The organism is Cellulomonas sp. P24, assembly GCF_024704385.1.
Classification (GTDB): domain Bacteria; phylum Actinomycetota; class Actinomycetes; order Actinomycetales; family Cellulomonadaceae; genus JAJDFX01.
The window spans coordinates 1439729-1465143 of record NZ_JAJDFX010000002.1 but is presented as its reverse complement, the minus strand read 5'-3'; the positions used below and the strand labels follow the sequence as shown (position 1 = coordinate 1465143).

The following is a 25415-nucleotide window of genomic DNA, read 5'->3' as shown; positions in this document are numbered from 1 at the left end:
GCCGCTCCGGTGGGCGGTCCGGCGCCCGGGGGAAGCCGGGCCTCGGGGTGGCTGCGGCTGTCGGTGGGTGTCGGTGGGTGTCGGTGACGTTGCCTAGGCTAGAGGTGCCATGACGTCGCTCTTCGAGAACCTCCCCCTGCCCGGACTCGGCCCCACCGCAGCAGCCCGCCTGCCCGTGGTCGCGCCGCGTGACGACGACGAGCTGCGTGACGCCGACGACGTCCCTGAGTCCTCCGCGCGCAGCACCACGTCCGTCGGCGGAGAGGGACGCGACGAGTCGCTCGGCGACCGGCCGTCCGGTCGCTCCACGACCGGGGCCACGGGCCGGCCCGACGCCGAGGAGGCCGCGCGCCTGCTCGTCGGGCTGAACCCCGAGCAGCGTGCCGCCGTCCTGCACGCCGGCGGTCCGCTGCTCATCGTCGCCGGCGCGGGCTCCGGCAAGACGCGCGTCCTGACCCACCGGATCGGTCACCTGCTCGCGACCGGGCGGGCCCGGCCCGGCGAGATCCTCGCGATCACGTTCACGAACAAGGCCGCGGCGGAGATGCGCGACCGCGTGGAGGCACTGGTCGGCCCGGCCGCGAGGTCGATGTGGGTCTCGACGTTCCACTCGGCCTGCGTGCGGATCCTGCGCAAGGAGGCCGCGACGCTCGGACTTCGCTCCGGCTTCTCGATCTACGACTCCGCCGACGCGCAGCGCCTGCTGACGATGGTCTCCCGCGAGCTCGACCTCGACCCGAAGAAGTTCCCGGCGAAGGCGCTCGCCTCGAAGATCTCGGCCCTCAAGGACGAGCTCGTCGACCCCGAGACGTACGCACGGGTGTCGGGATCCGCCGCGGGGTCCGGGAACGACTTCGACGCGACGCTCGCCGAGGTCTACCAGCGGTACCAGACCCGGCTGCGGCAGGCGCACGCGCTCGACTTCGACGACCTCATCATGTCCACCGTCAACCTGCTGCAGGCGTTCCCGGCGGTCGCCGAGCACTACCGCCGACGGTTCCGGCACGTGCTGGTCGACGAGTACCAGGACACGAACCACGCGCAGTACACGCTCGTGCGCGAGCTGGCCGGTGAGACCGGCGAGCTGACCGTCGTCGGGGACTCCGACCAGTCGATCTACGCGTTCCGCGGTGCGACGATCCGCAACATCCTCGAGTTCGAGCACGACTACCCGAACGCCACGACGATCCTGCTCGAGCAGAACTACCGCTCGACGCAGACGATCCTCTCGGCCGCCAACGCGGTGATCTCCCGGAATCCCGGGCGTCAGCCCAAGCGGTTGTGGACCGACTCCGGCGACGGCGCCGCGATCGTCGTGTACGTCGCGGACAACGAGCACGAGGAAGCCCGGTTCATCGCCGAGGAGATCGACCGACTGGCCGACTCCGACGGGGTCCGGCCGGGCGACGTCGCGATCTTCTACCGCGCGAACGCCCAGTCCCGCGCCATGGAGGAGGTGCTGATCCGCGTCGGCCTGCCGTACAAGGTCGTCGGTGGCACCCGCTTCTACGAGCGTCGCGAGATCAAGGACGCGGTCGCGTACCTGCGCGCGATCGCGAACCCCGACGACGACGTCAACCTCCGGCGGATCCTCAACGTCCCCAAGCGTGGTCTGGGCGACCGGGCCGAGGCGATGGTGGCGGCCTACGCGGAGCGCGAGCGGATCTCGTTCGGTGCCGCGCTCGACCGTGTCGACGAGGTCCCCGGCGTCGCGACCAGGTCCCTGAACGCGCTGCGCACCTTCGCGGACCTGATGACGGACCTCCGCGCGCTCGCCTCGAGCGGTGCCGGGCCGGCGGAGGTGCTCGGTGCGGTCCTCGACCGGACCGGTTACCTCGCGGAGCTGCGCGGGAGCGACGACCCGCAGGACGCGTCCCGGGTCGAGAACCTTGCGGAGCTCCACGCGGTGGCGAGCGAGTTCGAGCAGAGCGAGCCGGAGGGTGACCTCGCGGACTTCCTCGAGCGGGTGTCCCTGGTGGCGGACTCGGACCAGATCCCCAGCCCCGACGCGGGCGGCGACGACGCGGCGCAGACCTCGACCGTGGACCAGGGCGTCGTGACGCTCATGACCCTGCACACCGCCAAGGGCCTCGAGTTCCCGGTCGTCTTCCTCACCGGGATGGAGGACGGGACCTTCCCGCACATGAGGTCCCTCGCCGACACCGACCAGCTCGCCGAGGAGCGGCGCCTGGCCTACGTCGGGCTCACCCGTGCCCGGGAGCGGCTGTACATCTCGCGCGCCGCCGTGCGCACGGCGTGGGGGGTGCCCAACGAGTTCCCGCCGAGCCGGTTCCTCGACGACCTCCCGGAGCACCTGCTGGACTGGCGTCGACGCGAGTCGTCCATGTCAGCGCTTCGCGGGCCCGGCGGGTTCGGGGCGGGCGGCTTCGGTTCCGGCGGGTACGGCTCTGGCGCGCACGGCTCGGGCGGGTACACCACCCGTGGCGCCGGTGGGCGCAGCGACACCGCGCGGAAGACGGGGGTGCCCGCGGCCGACGGTCCGCGCTTCGGCTCCGCGACGCCGCGTCCGGACGCCGAGGTCCCGAGCCTCGCGGTCGGCGACCGCGTGACGCACGACGCGTACGGCCTCGGCACCGTGGTCGGTGTCGAGGGCGGCGGCCCGAACGCGGTCGCAAAGGTCGACTTCGGCACCGAGGGCACCAAGCGGCTGCTGCTGCGGTACTCACCGGTCACCAAGCTCTGACGCGTCCGCCCGGCCGTCGATGTGGCCGAGCCAACATCTCTCGATGTGAAGATACTTGCGCGGCGCGGCTACGATCGGTCGGGGCGCTGCGGCCACCGAGGTCGCACGCGGGTCGACGGAAGGACCAAGCCAGGTGGACCTGTTCGAGTACCAGGCACGTGACATCTTCGAGAAGCACGGGGTTCCCGTGCTCGGCGGCGTGGTCGCCACGACACCCGAGCAGGCCCGCGCCGGAGCGGAGCAGCTGCTCGGCGGCAAGCCCGGTGTGGTCGTCGTCAAGGCGCAGGTCAAGACGGGCGGACGCGGCAAGGCCGGCGGAGTCAAGCTCGCGCGGTCGGCCGACGAGGCCGCCGAGAAGGCCGCCGAGATCCTCGGCATGGACATCAAGGGCCACACGGTCCACCGGGTCATGATCGCCGCCGGAGCCCAGATCGCCGAGGAGTACTACTTCTCGGTGCTGCTCGACCGCGCCGAGCGCCGGTACCTCGCGATGGCATCGGTCGAGGGCGGCGTGGAGATCGAGCAGCTCGCCGTCGAGCGCCCCGAGGCCCTCGCCCGCGTCGCCGTGGACCCGCTCGTCGGGATCGACGCCGCCAAGGCCGCGGAGATCGCCGCGACGGCCGGCTTCGACGCCGAGGTCGCGCCTCTGGTCGCCGAGGTCTTCCAGAAGCTCTGGACCGTCTACCAGGCCGAGGACGCCACGCTCGTCGAGGTGAACCCGCTCGTGCGCACCGAGGACGGCGCGATCGTCGCCCTCGACGGCAAGGTCACCCTCGACGAGAACGCGAGCTTCCGGCACGCCGACCACGCCGAGCTCGAGGACGTCGCCGCGGCCGACCCGCTCGAGGCCCGGGCCAAGGAGAAGGGCCTCAACTACGTCAAGCTCGACGGCGAGGTCGGCATCATCGGCAACGGCGCCGGGCTCGTCATGAGCACCCTCGACGTCGTCGCCTACGCCGGCGAGTCCCACGACGGGGTCCGGCCCGCGAACTTCCTCGACATCGGTGGCGGCGCCTCGGCCGAGGTCATGGCGAACGGCCTCGACATCATCCTCTCGGACCCGCAGGTCAAGGCGGTGTTCGTCAACGTCTTCGGCGGGATCACCGCGTGCGACGCCGTCGCCAACGGCATCGTGGCCGCTCTCGAGATCCTCGGTGACCACGCGACGAAGCCGCTCGTCGTCCGCCTCGACGGCAACAACGTGGCCGAGGGCCGCGCGATCCTCTCGGCGGCGGCGCACCCGCTCGTGACCCTCGCCGACACCATGGACGGTGGCGCCAACGCGGCCGCCGCCCTCGCCGCCGCCCGCCGCGACGCCGCCTGAGACCGCTGACGCAGAGACGAGAGAACTGACAGATGGCAATCTTCCTGACTGAGTCCTCCAAGGTCATCGTCCAGGGCATGACCGGCTCCGAGGGCCAGAAGCACACGGCCCGCATGCTCGCCTCGGGCACGACGGTCGTCGGCGGCGTCAACCCGCGCAAGGCCGGCACATCGGTCGACTTCACCGTCGGCGACAGCACCGTCGCGGTCCCCGTGTTCGGCACGGTGGCCGACGCGGTCGCCGCGACCGGTGCGGACGTCTCGGTGATCTTCGTGCCGCCGGCCCACACCAAGGCCGCCGTGATCGAGGCGGCGGACGCCGGTGTGCCGCTCGTGGTCATCATCACCGAGGGCATCCCGGTCGCCGACACGGCCGAGTTCTTCGCCTACGCCCAGGCCAAGGGCGTGCGGCTGATCGGCCCCAACTGCCCCGGCCTGATCAGCCCCGGAAAGTCGAACGTCGGGATCATCCCGGCGGACATCACCGGCCCCGGCCCGATCGGTCTCGTGTCGAAGTCCGGCACGCTGACCTACCAGATGATGTTCGAGCTCCGTGACATCGGGTTCTCGACGGCGATCGGCATCGGCGGAGACCCGATCATCGGGACCACGCACATCGACGCCCTCGCCGCGTTCGAGGCCGACCCGGAGACCGTCGCGATCGTCATGATCGGCGAGATCGGCGGGGACGCCGAGGAGCGTGCCGCGGCGTTCATCGCCGAGCACGTCACCAAGCCCGTCGTCGGGTACGTCGCGGGCTTCACCGCCCCCGAGGGCAAGACCATGGGGCACGCCGGTGCGATCGTCTCCGGCTCGTCCGGCACGGCGCAGGCGAAGAAGGAGGCCCTCGAGGCCGCCGGCGTGCGCGTCGGCAAGACGCCGAGCGAGACCGCCGAGCTCATGCGGGCCCTGCTCGCCTGAGCACGCCCGACAACTCGGATGCGAGGGGGCCGACACGCACCGGCGTGGCGGCCCCCTTCGCCGCCTCTCGTCCCTGCCCGGGTGACCATGGAGGCGTGAAGTCCCCCTCGCTCCGCCTCCCGACCCGTCGCCCGACCCGCACCGGGGCGCCGTCGTCCCGGAAGGCCGAGCCCGGGCTGGTCGGGACGATGGGCGCGCGGGTCCACGGTGGCTGGGAGTCGCTGCGGGGCTCGGTCGCCGGTGGCTGGACCGGCAGCGCGATCGACGGGGCGCCCCGGTGGGCGGCCGGCGTCCTCGCCGGGGTCCAGGCGGCGCTGCTCTCGTTGCTCGTGGTCGTCGCCCCGGCGCTCGCCACGTACGTCGCCACCTCGGCCGACCCGACGAACGCCGACGTCGGGTGGCAGGGCTCGGCCGCACTCGCGTCGTCGTTGTGGTTGCTCGCCCACGGCGTCCCGATCGTCACCTCCAGCGCGACCGTCACGATCGTCCCGCTCGGGATCACCGGTCTGGCGCTGTTCTCCTGCTACGCGTCCGCGCGGCGTTCCGGGCGTGCGACGCGGTCGGGGTTCCTCGGGGCGGTCGGCGCCTACGTGACCGTCGCCGTCGTCGTCGCCGTGGTCGTGGACCGGACGGCGCAGGGGATCGTGCTGACCCTCCTGGGTGCGGCGGTCGTCGGCGGGATCGGGCTCGGCGCCGGGTTGCTGGCGCGGCCGGGCGCACCGTCCCTGCGCGAGGTCACCCGCGTCGGCTGGGTGCGAATCCCGGCCCCGGTGCGGGTCGGGGCGGCCGGTGGTGTGCTGGCCCTCGCCCTGCTGGTGCTCGCCTCGAGCGCTCTCGTCGTCGCCTGGGTGCTGGGCGGTCGCGCGACGATCTCGGACCTCCTCGCCGGTCTCGGGCTGGATCCCGTCGGGGGAGTCGTGCTCGGCCTCGCCGAGGCCGTGCTCGTGCCCAACCTGGTCGTGTGGGGCCTGTCCTGGCTGGCGGGTCCGGGCTTCGCCGTCGGGGCAGGGTCGCTGTTCTCACCGGGCCATGTCGTCGCCGGGCCGCTCCCGGCGCTCCCGCTGCTCGGTGCCCTGCCGCAGCCGGACGGTGCCGGTGGGCTGCTCCGCTGGGCGCCGGTCGTCCTCGTGGCGGTCGGGGCGGTGTGCGGGTTGTGGACGCTCCGGCGACGTCCGGGCGGACCGTGGTGGCAGGCCCTGACGGCCGCAGCGGTTCTCGCCGGGACCGCCGGGCTCGGGGCGGCCGCCCTCGTGGTGCTCGCCGGCGGTGCGGTGGGCCCCGGGCGCATGCTCGACGTCGGTGCCCAGGCGTGGGCGGTCGGACCGGCGGTCGCCGGGGAGGTGCTGCTCGGCGCGCTGCTCGTCATGCTTCCCGCCGACGCGTCCGTCCGGGCCGCGGTGGTCCGGACGGCCCGCCGTGCGTTCGGGTCAGCTCAGGGCGTGGTTCCGGAGAGCCGGGAGCGGAGCGAGTCGAGCGAGGCCTGATACGCGTTCTCGCACTGCTCCTGCGACGAGATGGTCAGGGCGTCACGCAGGCACGTCTGACGTTCCATCTGGATGGGCCAGAGGGCGATCATCCCGGCGGTGCCGACGGTCAGCAACGACGAGGCCGCGATGCCCATCACGAGCATCGGGACCAGAGCGCCACGCACCCCGGCCGTCCACGCCGATCGCAGGCCACGGATCCCCTCGACGAGCGCGGCGATCGCGAAGAGCAGGGCCGCCGCCTGCCACGGCAACGGGAGCGAGCTGACCAGGAGGGTCGCGAGCATGAGGACCCCGAAGTGCATGACGTGGCGACTCGTCCGCCGCATCGCCTCCGGGTCCGGCTGCCGGGGCGGCATCGGTGGACGGGCGGGCGGGGGTGCCGGCGGGGATCCGGTCGGTCCGTGAGGAGGTCGGCCGACGGGGCCCGGTCGTCCGTCTCCGGACGGTGGCGCGTACGGGTTGCTCACCGCGTCCTTCCCTGCTCTGCTGGGGTCGGCTGTGGTCCGCCGACGGTCCATTGTCGCGCACGCGGATAGAGTCCAGGACGTGAGCCCAGCCGACAGGTCCCCGCACGTCCCTGCCGACACCGCAGGTCGTCCAGGCCCGCGTCCGCCGGTCCGCACGCCCTCCGGGGAACCCGTCGCCACGACGTCGGCGCGTCGTGTGGTCGTGCTCGTGTCGGGCACCGGCACCAACCTCGGCGCCCTGCTGGCCGCGCACGGCGACCCGGCGTACGGCGCCCGCGTCGTCGGGGTCGTGGCGGACAAGACCGGCATCGCCGCCCTCGACCTCGCGCGCGAGGCCGGCGTCCCGACCGTGGTCGTCACCCCGGGGGACTTCACCGACCGCAGCCGCTGGGACGCCGCGCTCGCGGAGGCGATCGCCGTGTTCCGGCCGGATCTCGTCGTGAGCGCGGGGTTCATGCGGATCCTCGGCGCTGCCGTCCTCGACCGGTTCCCCGAGCGGATCCTCAACACGCACCCCGCCCTCCTGCCGGCGTTCCCCGGCGCGCACGGCGTGCGTGACGCGCTCGCCTACGGTGTCCGCGTGACCGGGTGCACCCTGCACGTGATCGACGCGGGGACGGACACCGGGCCGATCGTCGCGCAGACGGCCGTCGAGGTCCTCCCGGACGACGACGAGGCGTCGCTGCACGCGCGGATCAAGATCGCCGAACGGCAGCTGCTGGTCGACTGGGTCGGCCGGATCGCGCGCGGCGGTCTCGAGATCGACGGTCGACAGGTCCGCGTCGGCTGACCGTGGGTTCCGCCGCCGGTGCCGGGAGCGGTGCCGGCGCGGTCCGGCCGGCGACGATCAGTGGTGGGCTGCGGACGGCCAGGCGGCGAGCGTGGCGTCGACGATCGTCGGCCAGGGAGTCGGGGTGAGACCCAGGACCTGCGCAGACGATGCGGAGTCCATCACGAACGGCTCGGTGAACTGGTAGCCCACCGCGGCCACCTCGCGCATCAGCGGGGAGACGACACCGAGCGCGCGCACCATCCCGATCGGGAGGGGACGGATCCGTGGCTCGGGGGCTCCGGCGGCGGAGGCGAACCGCCCGGCAAGCTCCCGGAACGTCAGCGGCTCGGGTGAGGGGACATGCCAGGCCGAGCCCCACGCGGCCTCGACCACCGCGGCGGCGGCCAGAGCGCGGGCGAAGTCCGGGAGGTAGGTCCAGGTGTGCGGCTGGTCCGCGGACCCGACAGGACGGATGGTCGCGCCGGCGAGAAGGGGACGCATCAGCCGGTCTCCGGCATGGGCGGTCGAGCCCGCGCCGGGACCGAGGTAGTCGCTTCCACGCACCTCGGTCGCGCGGACGCGCCCGGCGCGGTGCCTCTGCTCGGCGTCGTGCCAGAGCGTGGCGCGGGTCAGACCCTTGCTCTCGGCGCTCGCGAGCGGTGAGTCCTCGCGCATGAGTCGTGTCCCCGCGCCGTAGCCGTAGAGGTTGCCCGCCGTGACGAGAACGGCTCCGGTCGCCTCCGCGACGTCGAGCAGTGCCGACATGACCGGGGGCCAGTCGGCCGGCCACCGGTGGTACGGCGGGTTGACGCAGTTGTAGATCGCCTCGGCCCCGGCGGCAAGGTCGGTGAGGCGCGCGACATCGGTGGCCTCGGCCGCCGCGTGCGCGAAGCGCCCGGGCCGGGTGGCCGCGGATGTCGAGACGGCGGTCGAGGTCGTCGCCGAGACGTGCGGTGTCGTCACCGGGGCGGCGCGGTGACCTGCCGTCGGTGCACCTGTGCGGCTGACGACGACGACGTCGTGGCCCTGCGCGGCGAGATGGCCGGCGAGGGTCGTCCCGATGGGCCCCTTGCCGAGGACGAGGTGGCGAGACATGGTCTGCTCCGATCGATCCGTTGTGAGAGCACCGCTCTCTTCTGAGAGCGATGCTCTCAGCGGGAGGGTCCGGAGTCAAGAGCGCTGCTCTCGTTTGCGATCGCCGCTCTCGGCGCGCGATGATCGGGCGGTGCCGACGGAGCGGAGCGTTCCCCAGTCCGCGCGCGACCGAGCCCGGGTCGAGGTCATGACGGAGCTCCTGGCGAGCGCGCGCTCCCGGTTGATCGCCGACGGGCCGGCGAACCTGTCCCTGCGTGCGGTGGCGCGCGACCTCGGGGTGGCCTCGTCGGCGGTGTACCGGTACGTGGCGTCCCGGGACGCCCTCCTCACGCTGCTCATCATCGACGCGTACGACGCGGTCGGCCAGGTCGCCGAGGATGCCGCCGCCGCCGCGAGAGCAGACGGCGCCGACCCCGCGTCCACCTGGCTCGCGGTCGCGCGAGCCGTCCGCGCCTGGGCACTCGAGAACCCGCACTCCTTCGAGCTGATCTACGGGACCCCGGTCCCCGGGTATCGGGCGCCACAGGACACCGTGCCTGCGGCGGTCCGGATCTGGGACGTGATCGCCGGGATCCTCCGGGCCGGGCTGGAGGACCACACCCTGCGACCCGCGGGTCCCGACTTCACCCCCGGACCGACCCTCGACCCGTCCGTCTATGCGTTCTCCGGTCTCGCCGCACCGGGCGCGGTGCCACCGCGCCCCGTCGCCCAGGCCGTCGCCCGGTCGGTGACGCTCTTCACGAGCCTGATCGGGGCACTCACGGCCGAGCTCTTCGGCCACCTGCACGGGATCGCCGGAGACCCTGCGCTCCTGTTCGACGTCACGATCGCCACCGCCGCGGCCGGAGTCGGGCTGCACGCCGAGGTGTGAGCCACCACCTGGCGCCTCCTTGCCTCGTCGGGGCCCGATCGACCGGGCCGACGTGTCAGACGACCCCGGCGCGCTGCGCCAGCGCCAGCCCGGGGGCGAGCGGTGAGCGCGGCACGAGCGTCGCCTGGTAGGCGTGGTAGATGTCCGCCTTCCCGGGCCAGACCGTGGCCGCGGGGCGGTTGTCGGTGTCGAGCTCGTGGTGCCAGGACCCGCGATCGAGGTCGATCACGTCGGTGGCGACGTAGTCCCACCACCGCCGGTAGTCGGCGTCGAACGCCTCGTCGCCGGTCGCGAGGTAGAGGGCCGCGGCGGCCCCGATCGCCTCGGCCGGCACCCAGTGCAGGCGGGTACGGACCACCGGCGTGCCGGACCAGTCCGTCGTGTAGACGAAACCCGGTGCACCGTCGACCGCCCAGCCGTCCGCGACGGCGCGCCGGTACAGGGCGACCGCCGCGTCGAGCATCCACGTCGGGGCCGCGTCACCCAGGGCAGCGCGCAGGTGCAGCGTCAGCCGCGCCCACTCCAGGCCGTGCCCGATCGTCGCGCCGTACGGCTTGAACTGGTCGTCCGGCCGGTCGGCGTTGTACTCGAGCAGCGGGCTCCACGACGAGTCGAAGTGCTCCGGGATCCGCCAGTCGTTGTCACGCGCCCACCCGTCGACGACCCGGGAGACGATCCGCAGGGCGCGCGCGTGCCAGGACGGGTCGCCCGTCGCGTCCCCGGCGGCGAGCATCGCCTCGACCGAGTGCATGTTCGCGTTGACCCCCCGGTACTCGTCGAGCGTCGTCCACGAGCGGTCCCAGCCGTCGCGCGCCAGGCCGTCGGCCTCGTCCCAGAAGCGGTCGAGGTAGACCGCCAGGGCGTCGTCGAGCAGGTCGCGCGCGCCGGGCAGGTGTGCGACGGTGCCGGTGGAGGCCGCGAGGATCACGAACGCGTGCGCGTATGCGGACTTCTCGGCCGCCACCTGACCGTCCGGTCCGACCGAGGCGAACCAGCCACCGTGCACGTCGTCGTGCAGCGGGCCGGTGAGCCCGGCAAGCGCGCGGCCTGCGAGGATCCCCGCGCCCGGGGTGCCGCGAAGGTGCGCGAGGCCGTAGACGTGCGCCATCCGGGCCGAGATCCAGGTGAACACCGGCCGGTCGGGGTCGGGCACGCCGTCGTCGTCGAGCCAGCGGGACCCGCCGTCGGGTGCGGGGAAGCGGCGCCCGAACGCGAGCAGGCGTTGCGACTCGGCCTCGAGCCAGGCGTGGTGGCTGGGCTGGTCGATCCATGCCGTCATGTCAGTCCTCGGTGCTCGTCGGGGGGTGCCGGGAGTCCCGGCGCCCCGCTAAACTACCCCTGGCCGTGACTGGCGTACCTGAGGTGGACCGAACCACCGGGGAGCGGCCGGAAGTCCCCGCCGGTGCACCGTTCGCCTGGGTGCTCGGGTCCATGAAGTCTCACGAGACCGCAACGACCCGGGAGGTCACCCGCATGTCCCACGAACTGCCACCGCTCGCCTCCGTCGCCGACGCGAGCGCACCCGAGACCCGCCGCCCGCTGCGCCGCGCGCTGGTCAGCGTCTACGACAAGACCGGCCTCGCCGAGCTCGCCGCGGCGCTCCACGCGGCCGGGGTCGAGCTGGTCTCGACCGGGTCCACCGCCGCCACGATCGCTGCCGCCGGGATCCCGGTGACCCGTGTCGAGGAGCTCACCGGCTTCCCCGAGTGCCTCGACGGCCGGGTCAAGACGCTGCACCCCCGGGTGCACGCCGGGATCCTCGCGGACACCCGTCGGCCCGAGCACCTCGCGCAGCTGGCCGAGCTCGACATCGCGCCGTTCGACCTCGTCGTCGTGAACCTGTACCCGTTCTCCGCCACGGTGGCCTCCGGCGCCGGTCCCGACGAGTGCGTCGAGCTGATCGACATCGGGGGTCCGTCCATGGTGCGGGCCGCCGCGAAGAACCACCCGAGCGTTGCCGTGGTCGTCGACCCGGTCCGCTACGGCGAGGTCGCCGCGGCAGCGTCCGCAGGCTTCACGCTCGCCGAGCGTCGTCGGCTGGCGGCCGACGCGTTCGCGCACACAGCCGCGTACGACGTCGCCGTCGCGTCCTGGTTCGCCTCCGGCTACGCGGCCGACGACGTCGCTGTTGAGTCGGGCTTCCCCGCCGTCGTCGGCGCGACCTGGGAACGTGGCGCGGTGCTCCGCTACGGCGAGAACCCGCACCAGGGCGCCGCGCTGTACCTCGCCCCGGAGGGTCTCGCCGGTGAGGGGCTCGCCGGGGCGACCCAGCTGCACGGCAAGGAGATGAGCTACAACAACTACGTCGACGCCGACGCCGCCTGGCGTGCCGCCCACGACCACAGCGGCCCCACGGTCGCCGTCATCAAGCACGCGAACCCGTGCGGGATCGCCGTCGGCACCGACATCGCCGACGCGCACGCCAAGGCCCACGCGTGCGACCCGGTCTCGGCCTACGGCGGGGTCATCGCGACGAATGGCACGGTGACGCTCGCCGCCGCCGAGCAGATCGCCCCGATCTTCACCGAGGTCGTCCTCGCCCCGGCCTACGAGCCTGCCGCGCTCGAGCTGCTCATGAAGAAGAAGAACATCCGCCTGCTGACCGTCGCCGGCGTGCCGAACTCGGCGCCGGTCGAGGTCAGGAACATCTCGGGCGGCCTGCTCATGCAGCAGGCGGACCGGGTCGACGCCGTCACGGAGACCGGTGGCGACGACCCGTCACGGTGGACCCTCGCTGCGGGTCCGGCGGCCGACGAGGCGACCCTCGCGGACCTCGCGTTCGCGTGGCGTGCGGTGCGGGCCGTGAAGTCCAACGCGATCCTCCTCGCCTCCGGCGGCGCGTCCGTCGGCGTCGGCATGGGTCAGGTCAACCGTGTCGACTCGTGTCGGCTCGCGGTGCAGCGTGCCGGCGACCGGGTGGTCGGCTCGGTGGCGGCGTCGGACGCGTTCTTCCCGTTCGCGGACGGGCTGCAGGTGCTGATCGACGCCGGGGTGCGCGCCGTCGTGCAGCCCGGCGGATCGATCCGGGACGCCGACGCGATCGCGGCGGCCGAGGCCGCCGGCGTGACGATGTACCTCACCGGGACGCGCCACTTCGCCCACTGAGGTCGCCGCCGACCCCAGCTCCCCGACAACCCCAGATCCCCGACGACGCCGTCCGGACCCGGCTCCGTCAGACCGACGGAGCCGGGCCGACGACGCTCGCCTTCAGCGGGACGGCCGGGTCGCATGCGCGGAGCACGTCGATCATGGGCGGTCGGCTCCCGGCGAGGAGCCGTCGCGCGGGTCCGACGTCCCGCGGGCGGTCCACGGTGAGGACCGCGAGGAGCTCGCGGACATCTGCCGCGGCCCCGTCGGTGGGGCGGCGCACCCACAGGGTCGTCCAGCCGTCGGGGCCCCCGGGAGAACCTCGGTGGACGACCTCGGCGTCCGGCTCCGGTGTCCCGACCACCGTCAGGTGATGTCCGAGCTGGTCGGAGAACACGTACGGCGCGGACTCGGGCGGCGCCGGGTGGCCGGTGATCGCGCACGCGACCGCCTCGGGGTGCGTGAGGGCGCCGGTCCAGTGCGCCCCGGCGACCACGCCGAAGCGATCCGTGCGGCGGTCCGCGCAGTCACCGACGGCCCACATCCGGGTGGCGGCACGCTCGCTGAGCGTCGGGCCGCCGACAGCCCCGCCGACCTCGAGGCTCCCGGTGGGGCCCACCGGGACGGCGCCTCGGGCGGTGAGCGGCAGCGTGCCGCGCAGCCAGGCGGTGGCGGGGACCGCCCCGACGGCGGCGAGCACGACGTCCGCCGGCAGTCGCGTCCCGTCGGCGAGCACGACGCCGGTGGCGTCGACTCCGCCGACGGTCACGCCGGTCAGGAGGGTGATCCCGGCGTCGGCGTACCACTGCCGGGTCAAGGCGCCGACGTCGGCTCCCAGCTGCCCGGCGAGCGGTTCCGGCGCCGCCTCGACGACGGTGACCGCCGTCCCGGAGGCGGCGACCACACCGGCCACCTCCGCACCGATCCAGCCCGCGCCCACCACGACGAGCCGGTGGGCCGAGGCGAGTCGCTGCCGCAGTGCAGCGGCGTCGGAGGCGGTGTACAGCACGAGGGCGTCCGGCCAGGCCGTCGGCCGCACCGCCCGGGCCCCGCACGCGAGCACCACGGCGTCGGCACTGATCGTGTCGTCGGTGTCGTGGGCGCTCGCGGTGCGGCGGGTCCTCACGACGACGCCATCCTCCAGCAGCTCCAGGCCGACGGCGCTCTCGGCGAGCCGGACGTCGTCCGCCAGGGTCAGGACGTCGACGTCGAGCTCGTCGGAGAGCCAGGCCGGCTCGGCACGGGTGACGAGTTCCTTGGACAGCGGTGGGCGGTCGTACGGCAGGGTCTTCTCGGCGCCGACGAGCGTCACCCTCCCGTCGAAACCGTGCCGGCGGAGCGCCGCCACGGTCTGCGCCCCAGCGAGACCGGCACCGACCACCACGATCGACGCGGGTCGCTCCTGCTCGCGGTGCCGCGTGGCTGCGTCCGGTGCGGGGACCCCCGTGATGCTCACCCGGCCACGGTAGTGTGCGCCGCGGAGAGGCGGGATCGATGACTGAGGAACCCGGGCGGGAGCTGCTCGACGGCGCGGACGAGCCCACGGACGCCGGTGCACCGGCCGGCCGGCACGTCGCGTCGAGCCCGGCACCGGATGGCGAGGGTCGCGACGACGGTTCCGACCACGACGACGACCCGGGTCACGTCGGTGATCCCGACCGAGACGACGACCGGGTTCGCGTCGACGGTCCCGACCACGACGACGACCCGGAGGTCGTGGTCGGTCCCGGTCTGCTCGACGACGTCCCGCCCGAGCTGCTGCCGGACCCACGTGAGATCGCGCGTGCGTCCCTGATCGCCGGGCGCAACCCTCTCGCTGTGGTGGGTCTGCGCCGGTGTGGTGGTCGTCGTGCTGCTCGCGGTCGTCGTGTCGGCCTGGGCCGGGGCGACGACGATGGCGCTGCTGCTGGGGGCCGCGGCGGTGGCACGGGTGGTAGCTCCGGCTCCGGGACCCGTCGCGCTCACGGTCCGGTCGCGACCGGTCGACGTCGTCGTCCTCGTGCTGCTCGCGGTGGGTGTCGGCATCCTCGCGCAGCTCATCCCCGAGGCCTGACCGGAGCAGTGCCCGGACGCGCGTGCGGCCCGGCACCTCGAGGGGTGCCGGGCCGCACGTGTCGGTCGGGTCCGGACGGCGATCAGCGCTGGCTGATGCCGCTCAGCGCTGGGAGACGAACGTGACGTCGAGCTCCTCGACGGCGTCGTCGTCCTGGTCGTACTCGTCCTGCTCGGTCGGGGAGCCGGAGAACACCCGGTAGAGCAGCGCCGCGACGCCCGCTCCGACGAGCGGGGCGACCCAGAACAGCCAGAGCTGGCCGAGTGCTGCGGAGCCCGAGAAGAGCGCGACCGCGGTGGCCCGGGCGGGGTTCAGCGCGCCGTTCGTGATCGGGAGGCTGATGAGGATCAGGATGCCGAACGTCAGACCCACGGCGACCGGTGCGACGGTGCGGTCGGTGCGCCGCCGGGTCGCGCCGAGGTAGACCGCGACGAGCACCGCGGCCAGCACGGCCTCGATGAGGAGCGCGGACATCAGGCTGAACGTGGCGCGTCCTTGGGACAGCGTGTGCAGCGGCGAGTGGGTGTCGAACCCGTTGGCCACCCCGCCGAAGAAGGTCTGCCGCGAGCTGGCCGCCCCGGAGGCGACGAGTGCGGGGAGTGCGCTCGGGATCGTCACGAGGATCACCGCGGCAGCAGCGACGGCACCGACGATCTGGGCGAGCCAGTACGGCAGGACGTCGGCCCAGCGGAGGCGACCGGCAATCGCCGAGCCGAGAGTGATGGCCGGGTTGAAGTGCCCGCCCGAGACGTTCCCGAACGCCAGCATCGCGCCGAGCACGGCGATCCCGGAGCCGAGGGCGATGCCGAGGTCGGCCGCGGTGGTGAGGACCGTGTACACGGCGATCCCGACGCTCGCGAGGACCAGCACGAACGCGCCCAGCGCCTCTGCGCCGGCCCGGGCGGCCAGGGACGGGCCGGTGGGCTCGTCGTCCAGGTCGTCGTAGTCGTCGTCCGCGTCCTCGGGCAGGTCCGCGAGCTCGTCGGGAAGGGCGTCGGAGGGGGTCTCCGGGGTCGCGGTCACCTCGACGAGGTCCGCGTCGTCTCCGGGGAGGTTCTCGGGGTGGTCGTTGGCCATGATCATCCTGTCGTTGCAACGATGTCGGGGGACCCGTCCGGGCCCCCGGCGCATGATGTCAGCGGCGCCTGTGCGCCCGCTGGGCGACACCAGCATGTCAGGCCTCGCCGCCGCGTCACAGTCGGTTCGCCGAGCGGCCCCGCACCGAGATCTCTCGATGTCGAGTAATCTGTCGGAGCACCCACACGCGCACAGGAAGGTCTCCCATGGCCAAGATCAAGGTGGACGGGCCCGTCGTCGAGATGGACGGCGACGAGATGACCAGGATCATCTGGCAGTTCATCAAGGACCGCCTGATCCACCCGTACCTCGACGTCGACCTGCGGTACTACGACCTGTCGATCGAGAACCGGGACGCGACGGACGACCAGGTCACGATCGACGCGGCCAACGCGATCAAGGAGCACCACGTCGGCGTCAAGTGCGCGACGATCACGCCGGACGAGGCGCGGGTGCAGGAGTTCGGCCTGAAGAAGATGTGGGTGTCGCCGAACGGGACGATCCGCAACATCCTCGGCGGCGTCGTCTTCCGCGAGCCGATCATCATCTCGAACATCCCGCGGCTCGTCCCGGGCTGGACCAAGCCGATCGTGATCGGTCGTCACGCGCACGGCGACCAGTACAAGGCGACGAACTTCAAGGTCCCCGGTGCGGGCCAGCTCACGATCACCTTCACGCCCGAGGACGGCTCCGAGCCGATCCAGCACGTGGTCGCGAACTACGGTGCCGACGGCGGCGTCGCGATGGGCATGTACAACTTCAACAAGTCGATCGAGGACTTCGCCCACGCGTCGTTCGCCTACGGCCTCCAGCGCGGCTACCCGGTGTACCTCTCGACCAAGAACACGATCCTCAAGGCCTACGACGGCGCGTTCAAGGACATCTTCCAGGAGGTGTTCGAGGCCCACTACGCCGCCGACTACGCCGCGCGCGGGCTGACCTACGAGCACCGGCTGATCGACGACATGGTCGCCTCCGCGATGAAGTGGGAGGGCGGCTACGTCTGGGCCTGCAAGAACTACGACGGCGACGTGCAGTCGGACACGGTGGCTCAGGGGTTCGGCTCGCTCGGCCTGATGACGTCGATCCTCATGACCCCGGACGGCCAGACCGTCGAGGCCGAGGCCGCGCACGGCACGGTCACCCGGCACTACCGCCAGCACCAGGCCGGCAAGCCGACCTCGACGAACCCGATCGCGTCGATCTTCGCGTGGACCGGCGGCCTCAAGCACCGGGGGAAGCTCGACTCCACGCCGGAGGTCACCGCGTTCGCGCAGACCCTCGAGGACGTCGTCATCACGAGCGTCGAGGGCGGGGCGATGACCAAGGACCTGGCCCTGCTCGTCGGGCCCGACCAGGCGTGGCAGACGACGGAGGAGTTCCTCGCGACGCTCGACGAGAACCTCGCGGCGCGCCTGCGCTGACCCGTCGCGCACGGCGACCCGTCGACGGCCTGCTGCCGACGGGTCGCCGCCCGACCTTCACCGACGACCGACCCACCGCACGACCGGACGCACGGCACGACCGGGCGCACCGCAGGACCTGGACGAAGGAGTTCATCATGACTGCCAGCACCACGAGCCCCGTCACCGTCACCGTGACGGGCGCTGCGGGGCAGATCGGCTACGCGCTGCTCTTCCGCATCGCCTCCGGTCAGCTCCTCGGGCCGGACACGCCGGTCCGGCTCCGGCTGCTCGAGATCCCGCAGGGGGGTCAAGGCCGCCGAGGGCGTCGCGCTCGAGCTCGAGGACTGCGCGTTCCCGCTGCTCGCGGGCACGGACATCTTCGACGACGCGCGCGCCGGTTTCGACGGGGCGAACGTCGCGCTGCTGGTCGGTGCGCGGCCGCGGACGGCCGGCATGGAGCGCGGGGACCTGCTCTCGGCGAACGGTGGGATCTTCAAGCCGCAGGGCGAGGCGATCAACGCCGGCGCGGCGGACGACATCCGCGTGCTCGTCGTCGGGAACCCGGCCAACACGAACGCCCTGATCGCGTCCGCGCACGCACCGGACGTCCCCGCGGACCGCTTCACGGCGATGACCCGCCTGGACCACAACCGTGCCCTGACCCAGCTCGCGAAGAAGGCCGGGGTCTCGCTCGCGGAGATCACGAACCTGACGATCTGGGGCAACCACTCCGCCACCCAGTACCCGGACATCTTCCGGGCCCGGATCGGGGGCGCTCCGCCGCGGAGGTCGTCGACGACCAGACCTGGCTCGAGGGCGACTTCATCCCGACGGTCGCGAAGCGTGGCGCGGCGATCATCGAGGCCCGGGGCGCGTCCTCGGCGGCCTCGGCGGCCAACGCGGCCATCGACCACGTCTTCGACTGGGTCAACGGCACGCCGGAGGGGGACTGGACCTCGGCAGCGGTCGTCTCGGACGGGTCCTACGGGGTCCCCGAGGGGTTGTTCTCGTCGTTCCCCGTGGTCTCGCGCGGTGGGGCGTGGGAGATCGTCCAGGGCCTGGAGATCGACGAGTTCTCGCGGGGGCGGATCGACGCGTCCGTCGCCGAGCTCGTCGAGGAGCGCGCTGCCGTGCAGGAGCTCGGGCTGGTCTGAACCGCACGACGACTCGACGCAGGGCCCGGTGGTCGGTACCGCCGGGCCCTGCGTCATGCTCGTCCCTGACGGTTCGCAGCGACCGGCACGACGACCAGGAGGTGCAGCGGTGAGCGCGGAGGAGTGGGCCAGGGTCCCGATCCGGGTGAAGCCGGGTGCGTCGCGGGTGCGGGTCGGCGGTGCGCACGGGGACCGGCTCGTGGTGGCGGTGTCCGCGCGGGCCGTGGACGGCAAGGCGACCGAGGCCGCGCTCGCGGCGGTGGCGGACGCGTTCGGTGCGCGACGGCGCGACGTGCGGCTGGCGTCCGGCGTCACGAGCCGGGACAAGGTCGTCGAGATCGCCTGCGCCGACGAGGTCCGCCGACAGGAGGTCGCACGGGAGCTGAGCCGGCTCCTGACACCCGCCACGGAACGCTGAGAGCCGGACGCGTCGGTCTCGTGCGGCAGCGATGTGCGGCTCCGACCGCGGCCGTGACGTGCGGCAGCGACGACGGGGAACCTTGGAGCGCGTGCGGCGTGACCTCTATGATGCCCCCGTGAGCGTCGGCCGGGTCACCCCCGGGTCCCAGACTTCGCTGCGAGAGGCCAACAGAGCGCGGATCGTGAGCGCGGTCACGCAGCGCGGGTCGCTGACCCAGGTGGAGCTCGCCGGCGTCACCGGGCTGTCCCCGGCGACGGTGTCCAACATCGTCAAGGAGCTCTCGATCGCGGGGCTCCTGCACACGTCCCCGACGTCCCGCAGCGGACGACGGGCGCAAGAGGTCACGTTGGCCCGCAAGCTCGGGCTCGTGGTGGGCGCGAGCTTCGGGGTCCGCAACCTCCGGCTGCAGGTCGTGGACGTCGCGCACCAGCTCATCGCCGAGCGGCGGCTGCCGCTCGCGCCGGACCACCGGGCGGACAGCGGCCTGGACCGGGTCGCGCTGCTCGTCACCGAGCTCATCGAGTCGGTCGGCTCCTCGCTCGACGAGCTCCTGGCCGTGGGGGTCGGGGTGGCAGCGCCCGTCGATCCCCGCTCCGGTCGGGTCCCTGCGCTGGGCATCCTGCGAGGGTGGGACGGGGTGGATGTCGCCGGCAGCCTCGGCACCCGGCTCGGGGTGCCGGTGCGGGTGGACAACAGCGGGAACCTCAGCGCTCTCGCGGAGCTGCGGTACGGGGCGATCCAGGGGTACCAGACGGCCGCCTACATCCACCTGTCGCACGGCGTCGGCGCCGGGCTGGTCCTGGGCGGGTCCGTGTTCCACGGCGCGTTCGGCACGGCGGGGGAGCTCGGCCACACGATCGTCGACGACACCGGCCCGCTGTGCCGGTGCGGCAACCGCGGCTGCCTCGAGTCCTTCGTCGGCGCGTCGGCGCTGGTCAGCCGGCTCGAGGCGAGCCACGGCCACCTCACCCTCGGCGACATCATCGTGGACGCACGGAACGGCGACCCGGCGTGCGTCGAGGTGATCGAGGAGGCCGGCCGGCGCGTCGGGGTCGCCGTGACGAACATGTGCCACCTCCTCAACCCTGAGGTCGTGGTGGTCGGCGGAGAGCTCGCGGCGGCCGGCGACCTCGTGCTCGACCCGTTGCGGGAGGTCCTCGGTCGCAGCGTGATCCCGAACAGCGAGCAGCTGATCCCGGTGCTGCCCGCGGCACTCGGTCAGGACGTCGAGGTCAGGGGAGCGGTCGCCCTCGCCCTCGACTCCGTCAAGATCGACACCATGTCCCTGGCGGTGCTCCATGGCTAGCGGGGTCCGCGTCGGGAGCGGGTCCTGCGCCGCGTGGCAGCGACCCGCCCACACGACATCCCCGGCACCGCTCGCGAAAGAAGTTCGCGTGTGGCTGATGACACGCGCACCACTGAGCGTGAAGAGTGTCAGGTGGGGGCGCGTGGACCGGGCTGGTGCGACCCGACGCGCGTCGCACGGACGGTCCTACGGGCAGGCCTGCAAGGACGCAGACCGGCGGCAGAACACGAGGAGGACGTCATGACCTGGACCCACACGGAGGTCGACGGTCGTGCTGCGGTGCCGGAGCCTGCGCGCGCACCGGCAGCGTCGGCACGTGTCCCACTGCTCTCGCTGCGCGGCATCCACAAGCGCTTCGGTGCGGTGCAGGCGCTCGTCGACGTCGACCTCGACGTGCACAGCCGTGAGGTCGTCGCCGTAGTCGGCGACAACGGCGCCGGCAAGTCCACGCTCGTCGACATCATGGCGGGCGTGCTCCAGCCGGACTCGGGGCAGATCTGGGTCGACGGACGGCAGGCCGTGCTCGGCACCCCCGCCGTGGCGCGCAACCTCGGGATCGCCACGGTGTACCAGGAGCTCGCGCTGTGCGAGAACCTCGATGTGGTCGCGAACCTGTTCCTCGGTCACGAGATCAACCGCTACGGCATCTTCGACGACGTCGAGATGGAGCAGCGTGCGTGGGAGCTCATGCGTCAGCTCTCGGTGCGGATCCCGGCGACCCGGGTCCCGGTCGCGCAGCTGTCCGGTGGCCAGCGGCAGTCGGTCGCGATCGCACGGGCGCTCCTGGGCGACCCGCGCGTGGTCGTGCTCGACGAGCCGACCGCCGCCCTCGGGGTCGCGCAGGTCGCCGAGGTCCTCAACCTCGTTGAGAACCTGCGTGATCGTGGCCACGGCGTCGTGTTCATCAGCCACAACATGGCCGACGTCCAGGCCGTCGCCGATCGGATCGTGGTGCTGCGACTCGGCCGCAACAACGGGAGCTTCCACTCGGCGGACGCCAGCTACGAGGCGATCATCGCGGCCGTGACCGGGGCGACCGACGACGCCGTCGCACGTCGTCCGCGAGCGGTCGCACGCCCGCGCTGACCAGCCTGTGCTGACCAGTCTGTGCTGATCTGAGGGCTGCCGTCCGGACGCCTGCTCCGACCGTCCGATCGACCGTCCGATCGACCGTGCGCGCCGTGCAGGACGTGCGGGCCGACAGCGCCCGCTCAGCGGAAGACGATCGTCCGGTGCCCGTCGAGGAGGACGCGGTGCTCGGCGTGCCAGCGCACCGCGCGGGCGAGGGCCCGACGCTCGACGTCCTGGCCGAGGGCCACGAGGTCCTCGACGCTCCGCGTGTGGTCCACCCGCTCGACGTCCTGCTCGATGATCGGCCCCTCGTCGAGGTCGCCGGTCACGTAGTGGGCGGTCGCGCCGATCAGCTTGACGCCGCGGTCGTGGGCCTGGGCGTACGGCCGTGCGCCCTTGAACGACGGCAGGAACGAGTGGTGGATGTTGATCGCCCGCCCGGCGAGCTCACGGCACAGCTCCGGGGACAGGATCTGCATGTACCGCGCGAGCACGACGAGCTCGACGTCGAGGTCGTGCACGAGCTCGAGGAGCCGGGCCTCCGCCTGAGGCTTGGTTGCCGCCGTGACCGGGACGTGGTGGAACGCGATGCCGTAGAATTCCGCGAGCTCCTGCAGCACGGTGTGGTTCGAGACCACTGCGACGATGTCGATCGGCAGGTTCTCGGACCGCTGCCGGAACGCCAGGTCGTTGAGGCAGTGCGCCGCGGTCGAGCCGAGCACGAGCGTCCGGACCGGCCGGCCGGCGACGTCGAGGCCCCACGTCATCTGGAAGGTGGCGGCGAGGTCCGCCAGTGCCGCCTCGAGGGTGGCGCGCGACGCCGTCGCGGTCACCTGCACCCGCATGAAGAACAGCCCGGTGAGCGGGTCGCCGAACTGCTGGGACTCGGTGATGTTCCCGCCGTTCTCGGCCAGGAGACCGGCGACGGCATGCACGATCCCGGGCCGGTCGGGGCACGAGAGGGTCAGCACCCAGTGCGTCGCGGTCGCGTCGGGGGAGTCGGTGCGCTGCGGGACCTCGATGGCGGGGGACACGAGTGCTGAGGGTAGTCCTGACCGCCGGCCCGCGCCGGGAATGGTCACGTGCGTGCTCCACGCGCGGTCCTCTGAGACGATGGCCGCATGAGTGCGCCCGAGGTGAGGATCGACGTCGTCAGTCGCGACGCTGCCGGAGAGCTGCTGACGCTGCGACGTGCCGCGTTCGTGAGCGAGGCGCAGCTCTACGACGACCCGCACATCCCACCCCTGACCCAGACCCTCGACGAGCTCGTCGAGGACCTCGCCGACGAGAACGTGATCACCCTCGGGGCGTGGCTCGGTCACCGGCTCGTCGGGTCGATCCGGGTGCTGCTCGAGGGCAAGAAGGCCACCCTGGGGCGGCTCGCCGTGGCGCCGGACCTGCAGGGCATGGGGATCGGCACCGAGCTCCTGCTCGCCGTCGTGCCGCACCTGTCCGAGGGGATCGAAGAGGTGTGGGTCTTCACGGGGCGTGACTCGGTCCAGAACCTCGCGCTGTACGCCAAGCACGGCTACGCCCACGAGTACGACCAGACGGCCGGCGACCTGACGTACGCCTACCTGCGCAAGATCCTCGGCGACGCCTGACCCCGCACGCCCCGTGCGGCCCCTCGGGCTCCCGTGCGCCCGGGGCCTCGTCGCCCCTTGCCCCGACCTGTCCCCTTGGTAGGCTGTGCGCGTCGCGACTGGCGAAAGGGTGGGTCACCACCGGGGAGCGACGAGCAGCAGCCGACGACGGGTCGTACGCCTGGGCCCCGGGTCACCGCACCTCGTGGTGCGCGAACCCGGTCATCCGCCGGGTCGCCCGCCAGTCCCTCGTGGACGTCAACCGACCACCGCTGTCTGCAAGGAGAACCATGAGCTCCGACTCCACCCCGATCCTCGACCAGACCCTCGCCGAGCTCGATCCCGAGATCCAGGCGGTCCTCGACGGCGAGCTGCTGCGTCAGCAGAGCACCCTCGAGATGATCGCGAGCGAGAACTTCGTGCCGCGAGCCGTCCTGCAGGCGCAGGGCTCGGTGCTGACCAACAAGTACGCCGAGGGCTACCCCGGCAAGCGGTACTACGGCGGCTGCGAGCAGGTCGACATCGCCGAGAACCTCGCGATCAGCCGCGCGAAGTCCCTCTTCGGTGCCGAGCACGCCAACGTCCAGCCGCACTCCGGCGCGACGGCGAACGCGGCGGTGCTGCACGCGCTCATCAACGCGGGCGACAAGATCCTCGGCCTCGAGCTCGCGCACGGCGGGCACCTGACCCACGGCATGAAGATCAACTTCTCCGGGAAGCTGTACGAGGTCGCCGCGTACGGCGTCGACCCGGACACGTTCCTGGTGGACATGGACAAGGTCCGCGAGAAGGCGCTCGAGCAGCGCCCCGACGTGATCATCGGCGGCTGGTCCGCGTACAGCCGTCACCTGGACTTCGCGGCGTTCCGCTCGATCGCCGACGAGGTCGGCGCGAAGCTGTGGGTGGACATGGCGCACTTCGCGGGCCTGGTGGCCGCGGGCCTGCACCCGAGCCCCGTGCCGCATGCCGACGTGGTGTCCTCGACCGTCCACAAGACCATCGGCGGCCCGCGGTCGGGCTTCATCCTCTCCCGCGAGGAGCTCGCCAAGAAGATCGACTCGGCGGTGTTCCCGGGCCAGCAGGGCGGGCCGCTCATGCACGTCATCGCCGCCAAGGCCGTGTCCTTCAAGGTCGCCGCGACGCAGGAGTTCCGTGAGCGCCAGCAGCGCACGATCGACGGCGCGCGCCTGATCGCCGAGCGTCTGAGCGCCCCGGACGTCGCAGGTGCCGGTGTCTCCGTGCTGACCGGTGGCACCGACGTGCACCTCGTGCTCGTGGACCTTCGGAACAGCGACCTCGACGGTCAGCAGGCCGAGGACCTCCTGCACTCCGTCGGCATCACCGTGAACCGCAACGCGGTGCCGTTCGACCCGCGCCCGCCGCGCGTGACGTCCGGTCTGCGGATCGGCACCCCGGCGCTCGCGACGCGCGGGTTCGGCGACGCGGAGTTCACCGAGGTCGCCGACGTCATCGCCACCGCCCTCAAGGGCGGCGCCGACGTCGACGCGCTCCGCGTGCGGGTGGCGAAGCTCGCCGCGGACTTCCCGCTCTACGCCGGGCTGCAGCAGTGACGGCTCGGGTCCTCGACGGGACGGCGACCGCCGCCGCGATCAAGGCGGAGCTCACCGAGCGGGTGACGGCCCTGGCCGCCCGCGGCGTCGTGCCGGGCCTCGGGACGATCCTCGTCGGCGACGACCCCGGGAGCCGCGCGTACGTCGCGGGCAAGCACCGGGACTGCGCCGAGGTCGGCATCGCCTCGATCCGCGTCGACCTGCCGGCCGATGCGAGCCAGGCGGACGTCGAGGCGGCCGTGGAGCAGCTCAACGCGGACCCCGCGTGCACGGGGTACATCGTGCAGCTGCCGCTGCCGGGCGGGATCGACACCCAGCGCGTCCTCGAGCTGATCGACCCGGCGAAGGACGCCGACGGCCTGCACCCGACCAACCTCGGGCGGCTCGTGCTCCGCGTGAACGGCCCGATCGACTCGCCGTTGCCGTGCACCCCCCGCGGGATCATCGAGCTGCTGACGCGGCACGGTGTGGCGCTCGCGGGCGCGGACGTCCTGGTGATCGGCCGGGGGACCACGGTCGGTCGGTCCATCGGGCTCCTGCTGACCCGCCGTGAGCACAACGCCACGGTGACGCTCACCCACACCGGCACGGCCGACCTCGCCGAGCACGCGCGCTACGCCGACATCATCGTGGCGGCGGCGGGCGTGCCGGGGATCGTCACGGCGGACCTGGTCAAGCCGGGTGCGGTCGTGCTCGACGTCGGCGTCACGCGCGTCGTCGACCCGGTGACCGGCAAGACCCGGCTCGCCGGGGACGTCGATCCGGGCGTGGCCGAGGTCGCGGGCTGGCTGTCCCCGAACCCCGGCGGGGTGGGGCCGATGACCCGGGCGATGCTGCTCGCCAACGTGGTGGAAGCGGCCGAGCGGGTCTGACCGCACGTCCCGACGCCCGCGCCCCGGTCCGGAGGCGCGGGCGTCGTCGTCCCGCCCCGCGACGGGTGGCGCGACGCTGCAACAGGACATTCATGGGCTGGACATTGTCAGTTCACAGTTTCAGCGCGCGCTTTCACCCGCTCCCCGGTAGACCTGGCGTGTCGGTCTCGACAC

22 protein-coding genes, 1 pseudogene and 2 riboswitches are annotated in these 25415 nt (G+C 72.8%); of the genes and pseudogenes, 16 read left to right on the top strand and 7 right to left on the bottom strand.

The window, feature by feature from the left end:
- Window positions 1–109: 109 nt before the first annotated feature.
- From pcrA to LJB74_RS06805, 4 genes are all read left to right on the top strand, one after another.
- Complete coding sequence (pcrA, locus tag LJB74_RS06820; RefSeq protein ID WP_259307824.1) at window positions 110–2704, top strand: DNA helicase PcrA; 2595 nt, start codon at window positions 110–112, stop codon at window positions 2702–2704.
- Window positions 2705–2837: 133 nt separating this feature from the next.
- The gene (gene sucC, locus LJB74_RS06815; RefSeq protein ID WP_259307823.1) at window positions 2838–4028 is read left to right on the top strand and encodes an ADP-forming succinate--CoA ligase subunit beta; all 1191 of its coding nucleotides are present in this window, start codon (window positions 2838–2840) and stop codon (window positions 4026–4028) included.
- A gap of 32 nt (window positions 4029–4060) precedes the next feature.
- The gene (gene sucD, locus LJB74_RS06810; RefSeq protein ID WP_259307822.1) at window positions 4061–4948 is read left to right on the top strand and encodes a succinate--CoA ligase subunit alpha; all 888 of its coding nucleotides are present in this window, start codon (window positions 4061–4063) and stop codon (window positions 4946–4948) included.
- A gap of 95 nt (window positions 4949–5043) precedes the next feature.
- On the top strand, window positions 5044–6432 hold the full coding sequence (locus LJB74_RS06805; RefSeq protein ID WP_259307821.1) for a DUF6350 family protein: 1389 nt from the start codon (window positions 5044–5046) through the stop codon (window positions 6430–6432).
- Here the strand turns inward: LJB74_RS06805 and LJB74_RS06800 are convergent.
- Window positions 6381–6791, bottom strand: a complete 411-nt coding sequence (locus LJB74_RS06800) for a hypothetical protein (protein WP_259307820.1) — start codon at window positions 6789–6791, stop codon at window positions 6381–6383. The genes LJB74_RS06805 and LJB74_RS06800 overlap by 52 nt on opposite strands.
- A gap of 190 nt (window positions 6792–6981) precedes the next feature.
- On the opposite strand from LJB74_RS06800, the gene purN reads away from it, so the two are divergent.
- The gene (purN, locus tag LJB74_RS06795) at window positions 6982–7692 is read left to right on the top strand and encodes a phosphoribosylglycinamide formyltransferase (protein ID WP_396125131.1); all 711 of its coding nucleotides are present in this window, start codon (window positions 6982–6984) and stop codon (window positions 7690–7692) included.
- 57 nt (window positions 7693–7749) lie between these two features.
- Here the strand turns inward: purN and LJB74_RS06790 are convergent, their stop codons facing one another.
- On the bottom strand, window positions 7750–8769 hold the full coding sequence (locus tag LJB74_RS06790; protein WP_259307819.1) for an NAD-dependent epimerase/dehydratase family protein: 1020 nt from the start codon (window positions 8767–8769) through the stop codon (window positions 7750–7752).
- A gap of 130 nt (window positions 8770–8899) precedes the next feature.
- On the opposite strand from LJB74_RS06790, the gene LJB74_RS06785 reads away from it, so the two are divergent.
- On the top strand, window positions 8900–9640 hold the full coding sequence (locus LJB74_RS06785) for a TetR/AcrR family transcriptional regulator (protein WP_259307818.1): 741 nt from the start codon (window positions 8900–8902) through the stop codon (window positions 9638–9640).
- Between the two features lie 55 nt (window positions 9641–9695).
- On the opposite strand, the gene LJB74_RS06780 is transcribed toward LJB74_RS06785, so the two are convergent.
- Window positions 9696–10919, bottom strand: a complete 1224-nt coding sequence (locus LJB74_RS06780; protein WP_259307817.1) for an AGE family epimerase/isomerase — start codon at window positions 10917–10919, stop codon at window positions 9696–9698.
- A gap of 55 nt (window positions 10920–10974) precedes the next feature.
- Window positions 10975–11068: riboswitch (ZMP/ZTP riboswitch) on the top strand.
- A 45-nt stretch (window positions 11069–11113) separates the two neighbouring features.
- Between LJB74_RS06780 and purH the strand changes: the two genes are divergently transcribed.
- Window positions 11114–12745 carry a bifunctional phosphoribosylaminoimidazolecarboxamide formyltransferase/IMP cyclohydrolase gene (purH, locus tag LJB74_RS06775; RefSeq protein WP_259307816.1) on the top strand — a complete coding sequence of 544 codons (1632 nt, stop codon included), beginning with the start codon at window positions 11114–11116 and terminating at the stop codon, window positions 12743–12745.
- A 67-nt stretch (window positions 12746–12812) separates the two neighbouring features.
- Here purH and LJB74_RS06770 read toward each other — a convergent pair whose 3' ends face one another.
- Entirely contained in the window at window positions 12813–14183 is a 1371-nt protein-coding gene (locus LJB74_RS06770) for an NAD(P)/FAD-dependent oxidoreductase (RefSeq protein WP_259307815.1), read from the bottom strand.
- Complete coding sequence (locus LJB74_RS06765; RefSeq protein ID WP_259307814.1) at window positions 14180–14425, bottom strand: hypothetical protein; 246 nt, start codon at window positions 14423–14425, stop codon at window positions 14180–14182. The genes LJB74_RS06770 and LJB74_RS06765 overlap by 4 nt, the downstream gene beginning before the upstream one ends.
- Window positions 14426–14576: 151 nt before the next feature.
- On the opposite strand from LJB74_RS06765, the gene LJB74_RS06760 reads away from it, so the two are divergent.
- Window positions 14577–14780 carry a DUF3017 domain-containing protein gene (locus LJB74_RS06760; RefSeq protein ID WP_259307813.1) on the top strand — a complete coding sequence of 68 codons (204 nt, stop codon included), beginning with the start codon at window positions 14577–14579 and terminating at the stop codon, window positions 14778–14780.
- Between the two features lie 102 nt (window positions 14781–14882).
- Here LJB74_RS06760 and LJB74_RS06755 read toward each other — a convergent pair whose 3' ends face one another.
- A complete protein-coding gene (locus LJB74_RS06755; RefSeq protein ID WP_259307812.1) occupies window positions 14883–15857 on the bottom strand; it encodes an aquaporin in 975 nt (324 codons plus the stop codon).
- A 206-nt stretch (window positions 15858–16063) separates the two neighbouring features.
- Here LJB74_RS06755 and LJB74_RS06750 point away from each other — a divergent pair, with 206 nt between their 5' ends.
- The 5 genes and pseudogenes from LJB74_RS06750 to LJB74_RS06730 all read left to right on the top strand — a co-directional run bounded on the left by LJB74_RS06750 (window position 16064) and on the right by LJB74_RS06730 (window position 21230).
- Entirely contained in the window at window positions 16064–17281 is a 1218-nt protein-coding gene (locus LJB74_RS06750; protein ID WP_259307811.1) for an NADP-dependent isocitrate dehydrogenase, read from the top strand.
- A 137-nt stretch (window positions 17282–17418) separates the two neighbouring features.
- Window positions 17419–18417, top strand: a pseudogene (locus tag LJB74_RS06745) (malate dehydrogenase).
- 109 nt (window positions 18418–18526) lie between these two features.
- On the top strand, window positions 18527–18835 hold the full coding sequence (locus LJB74_RS06740) for a DUF167 domain-containing protein (protein WP_259307810.1): 309 nt from the start codon (window positions 18527–18529) through the stop codon (window positions 18833–18835).
- A gap of 118 nt (window positions 18836–18953) precedes the next feature.
- Complete coding sequence (locus LJB74_RS06735) at window positions 18954–20144, top strand: ROK family transcriptional regulator (protein ID WP_259307809.1); 1191 nt, start codon at window positions 18954–18956, stop codon at window positions 20142–20144.
- A 240-nt stretch (window positions 20145–20384) separates the two neighbouring features.
- Entirely contained in the window at window positions 20385–21230 is an 846-nt protein-coding gene (locus LJB74_RS06730) for an ATP-binding cassette domain-containing protein (RefSeq protein WP_259307808.1), read from the top strand.
- A gap of 125 nt (window positions 21231–21355) precedes the next feature.
- Here LJB74_RS06730 and purU read toward each other — a convergent pair whose 3' ends face one another.
- Window positions 21356–22249: a formyltetrahydrofolate deformylase gene (purU, locus tag LJB74_RS06725; RefSeq protein ID WP_259307807.1), complete on the bottom strand. Its 894-nt coding sequence runs from the start codon at window positions 22247–22249 to the stop codon at window positions 21356–21358.
- 87 nt (window positions 22250–22336) lie between these two features.
- On the opposite strand from purU, the gene LJB74_RS06720 reads away from it, so the two are divergent.
- The 3 genes from LJB74_RS06720 (at window position 22337) to LJB74_RS06710 (ending at window position 25241) form a co-directional block, all read left to right on the top strand.
- Window positions 22337–22819: a GNAT family N-acetyltransferase gene (locus LJB74_RS06720; protein WP_259307806.1), complete on the top strand. Its 483-nt coding sequence runs from the start codon at window positions 22337–22339 to the stop codon at window positions 22817–22819.
- Window positions 22820–22903: 84 nt separating this feature from the next.
- A riboswitch (ZMP/ZTP riboswitch) is annotated at window positions 22904–22992 on the top strand.
- 96 nt (window positions 22993–23088) lie between these two features.
- Entirely contained in the window at window positions 23089–24369 is a 1281-nt protein-coding gene (gene glyA / locus LJB74_RS06715; RefSeq protein ID WP_259307805.1) for a serine hydroxymethyltransferase, read from the top strand.
- On the top strand, window positions 24366–25241 hold the full coding sequence (locus LJB74_RS06710) for a bifunctional methylenetetrahydrofolate dehydrogenase/methenyltetrahydrofolate cyclohydrolase (RefSeq protein WP_259307804.1): 876 nt from the start codon (window positions 24366–24368) through the stop codon (window positions 25239–25241). Before glyA ends, LJB74_RS06710 begins: the two co-directional genes overlap by 4 nt.
- Window positions 25242–25415 lie beyond the last annotated feature (174 nt).

What these genes read in the sequence shown, in the direction of transcription:
- pcrA (WP_259307824.1), top strand. Translation starts at nt 110, where the DNA reads ATGACGTCGCTCTTCGAGAACCTCCCCCTGCCCGGACTCGGCCCCACC.
- sucD (WP_259307822.1), top strand. Translation starts at nt 4,061, where the DNA reads ATGGCAATCTTCCTGACTGAGTCCTCCAAGGTCATCGTCCAGGGCATG.
- LJB74_RS06800 (WP_259307820.1), bottom strand. Translation starts at nt 6,791, where the DNA reads ATGCCGCCCCGGCAGCCGGACCCGGAGGCGATGCGGCGGACGAGTCGC.
- LJB74_RS06790 (WP_259307819.1), bottom strand. Translation starts at nt 8,769, where the DNA reads ATGTCTCGCCACCTCGTCCTCGGCAAGGGGCCCATCGGGACGACCCTC.
- LJB74_RS06780 (WP_259307817.1), bottom strand. Translation starts at nt 10,919, where the DNA reads ATGACGGCATGGATCGACCAGCCCAGCCACCACGCCTGGCTCGAGGCC.
- purH (WP_259307816.1), top strand. Translation starts at nt 11,114, where the DNA reads ATGTCCCACGAACTGCCACCGCTCGCCTCCGTCGCCGACGCGAGCGCA.
- LJB74_RS06755 (WP_259307812.1), bottom strand. Translation starts at nt 15,857, where the DNA reads ATGGCCAACGACCACCCCGAGAACCTCCCCGGAGACGACGCGGACCTC.
- LJB74_RS06750 (WP_259307811.1), top strand. Translation starts at nt 16,064, where the DNA reads ATGGCCAAGATCAAGGTGGACGGGCCCGTCGTCGAGATGGACGGCGAC.
- LJB74_RS06730 (WP_259307808.1), top strand. Translation starts at nt 20,385, where the DNA reads ATGACCTGGACCCACACGGAGGTCGACGGTCGTGCTGCGGTGCCGGAG.
- LJB74_RS06720 (WP_259307806.1), top strand. Translation starts at nt 22,337, where the DNA reads ATGAGTGCGCCCGAGGTGAGGATCGACGTCGTCAGTCGCGACGCTGCC.
- glyA (WP_259307805.1), top strand. Translation starts at nt 23,089, where the DNA reads ATGAGCTCCGACTCCACCCCGATCCTCGACCAGACCCTCGCCGAGCTC.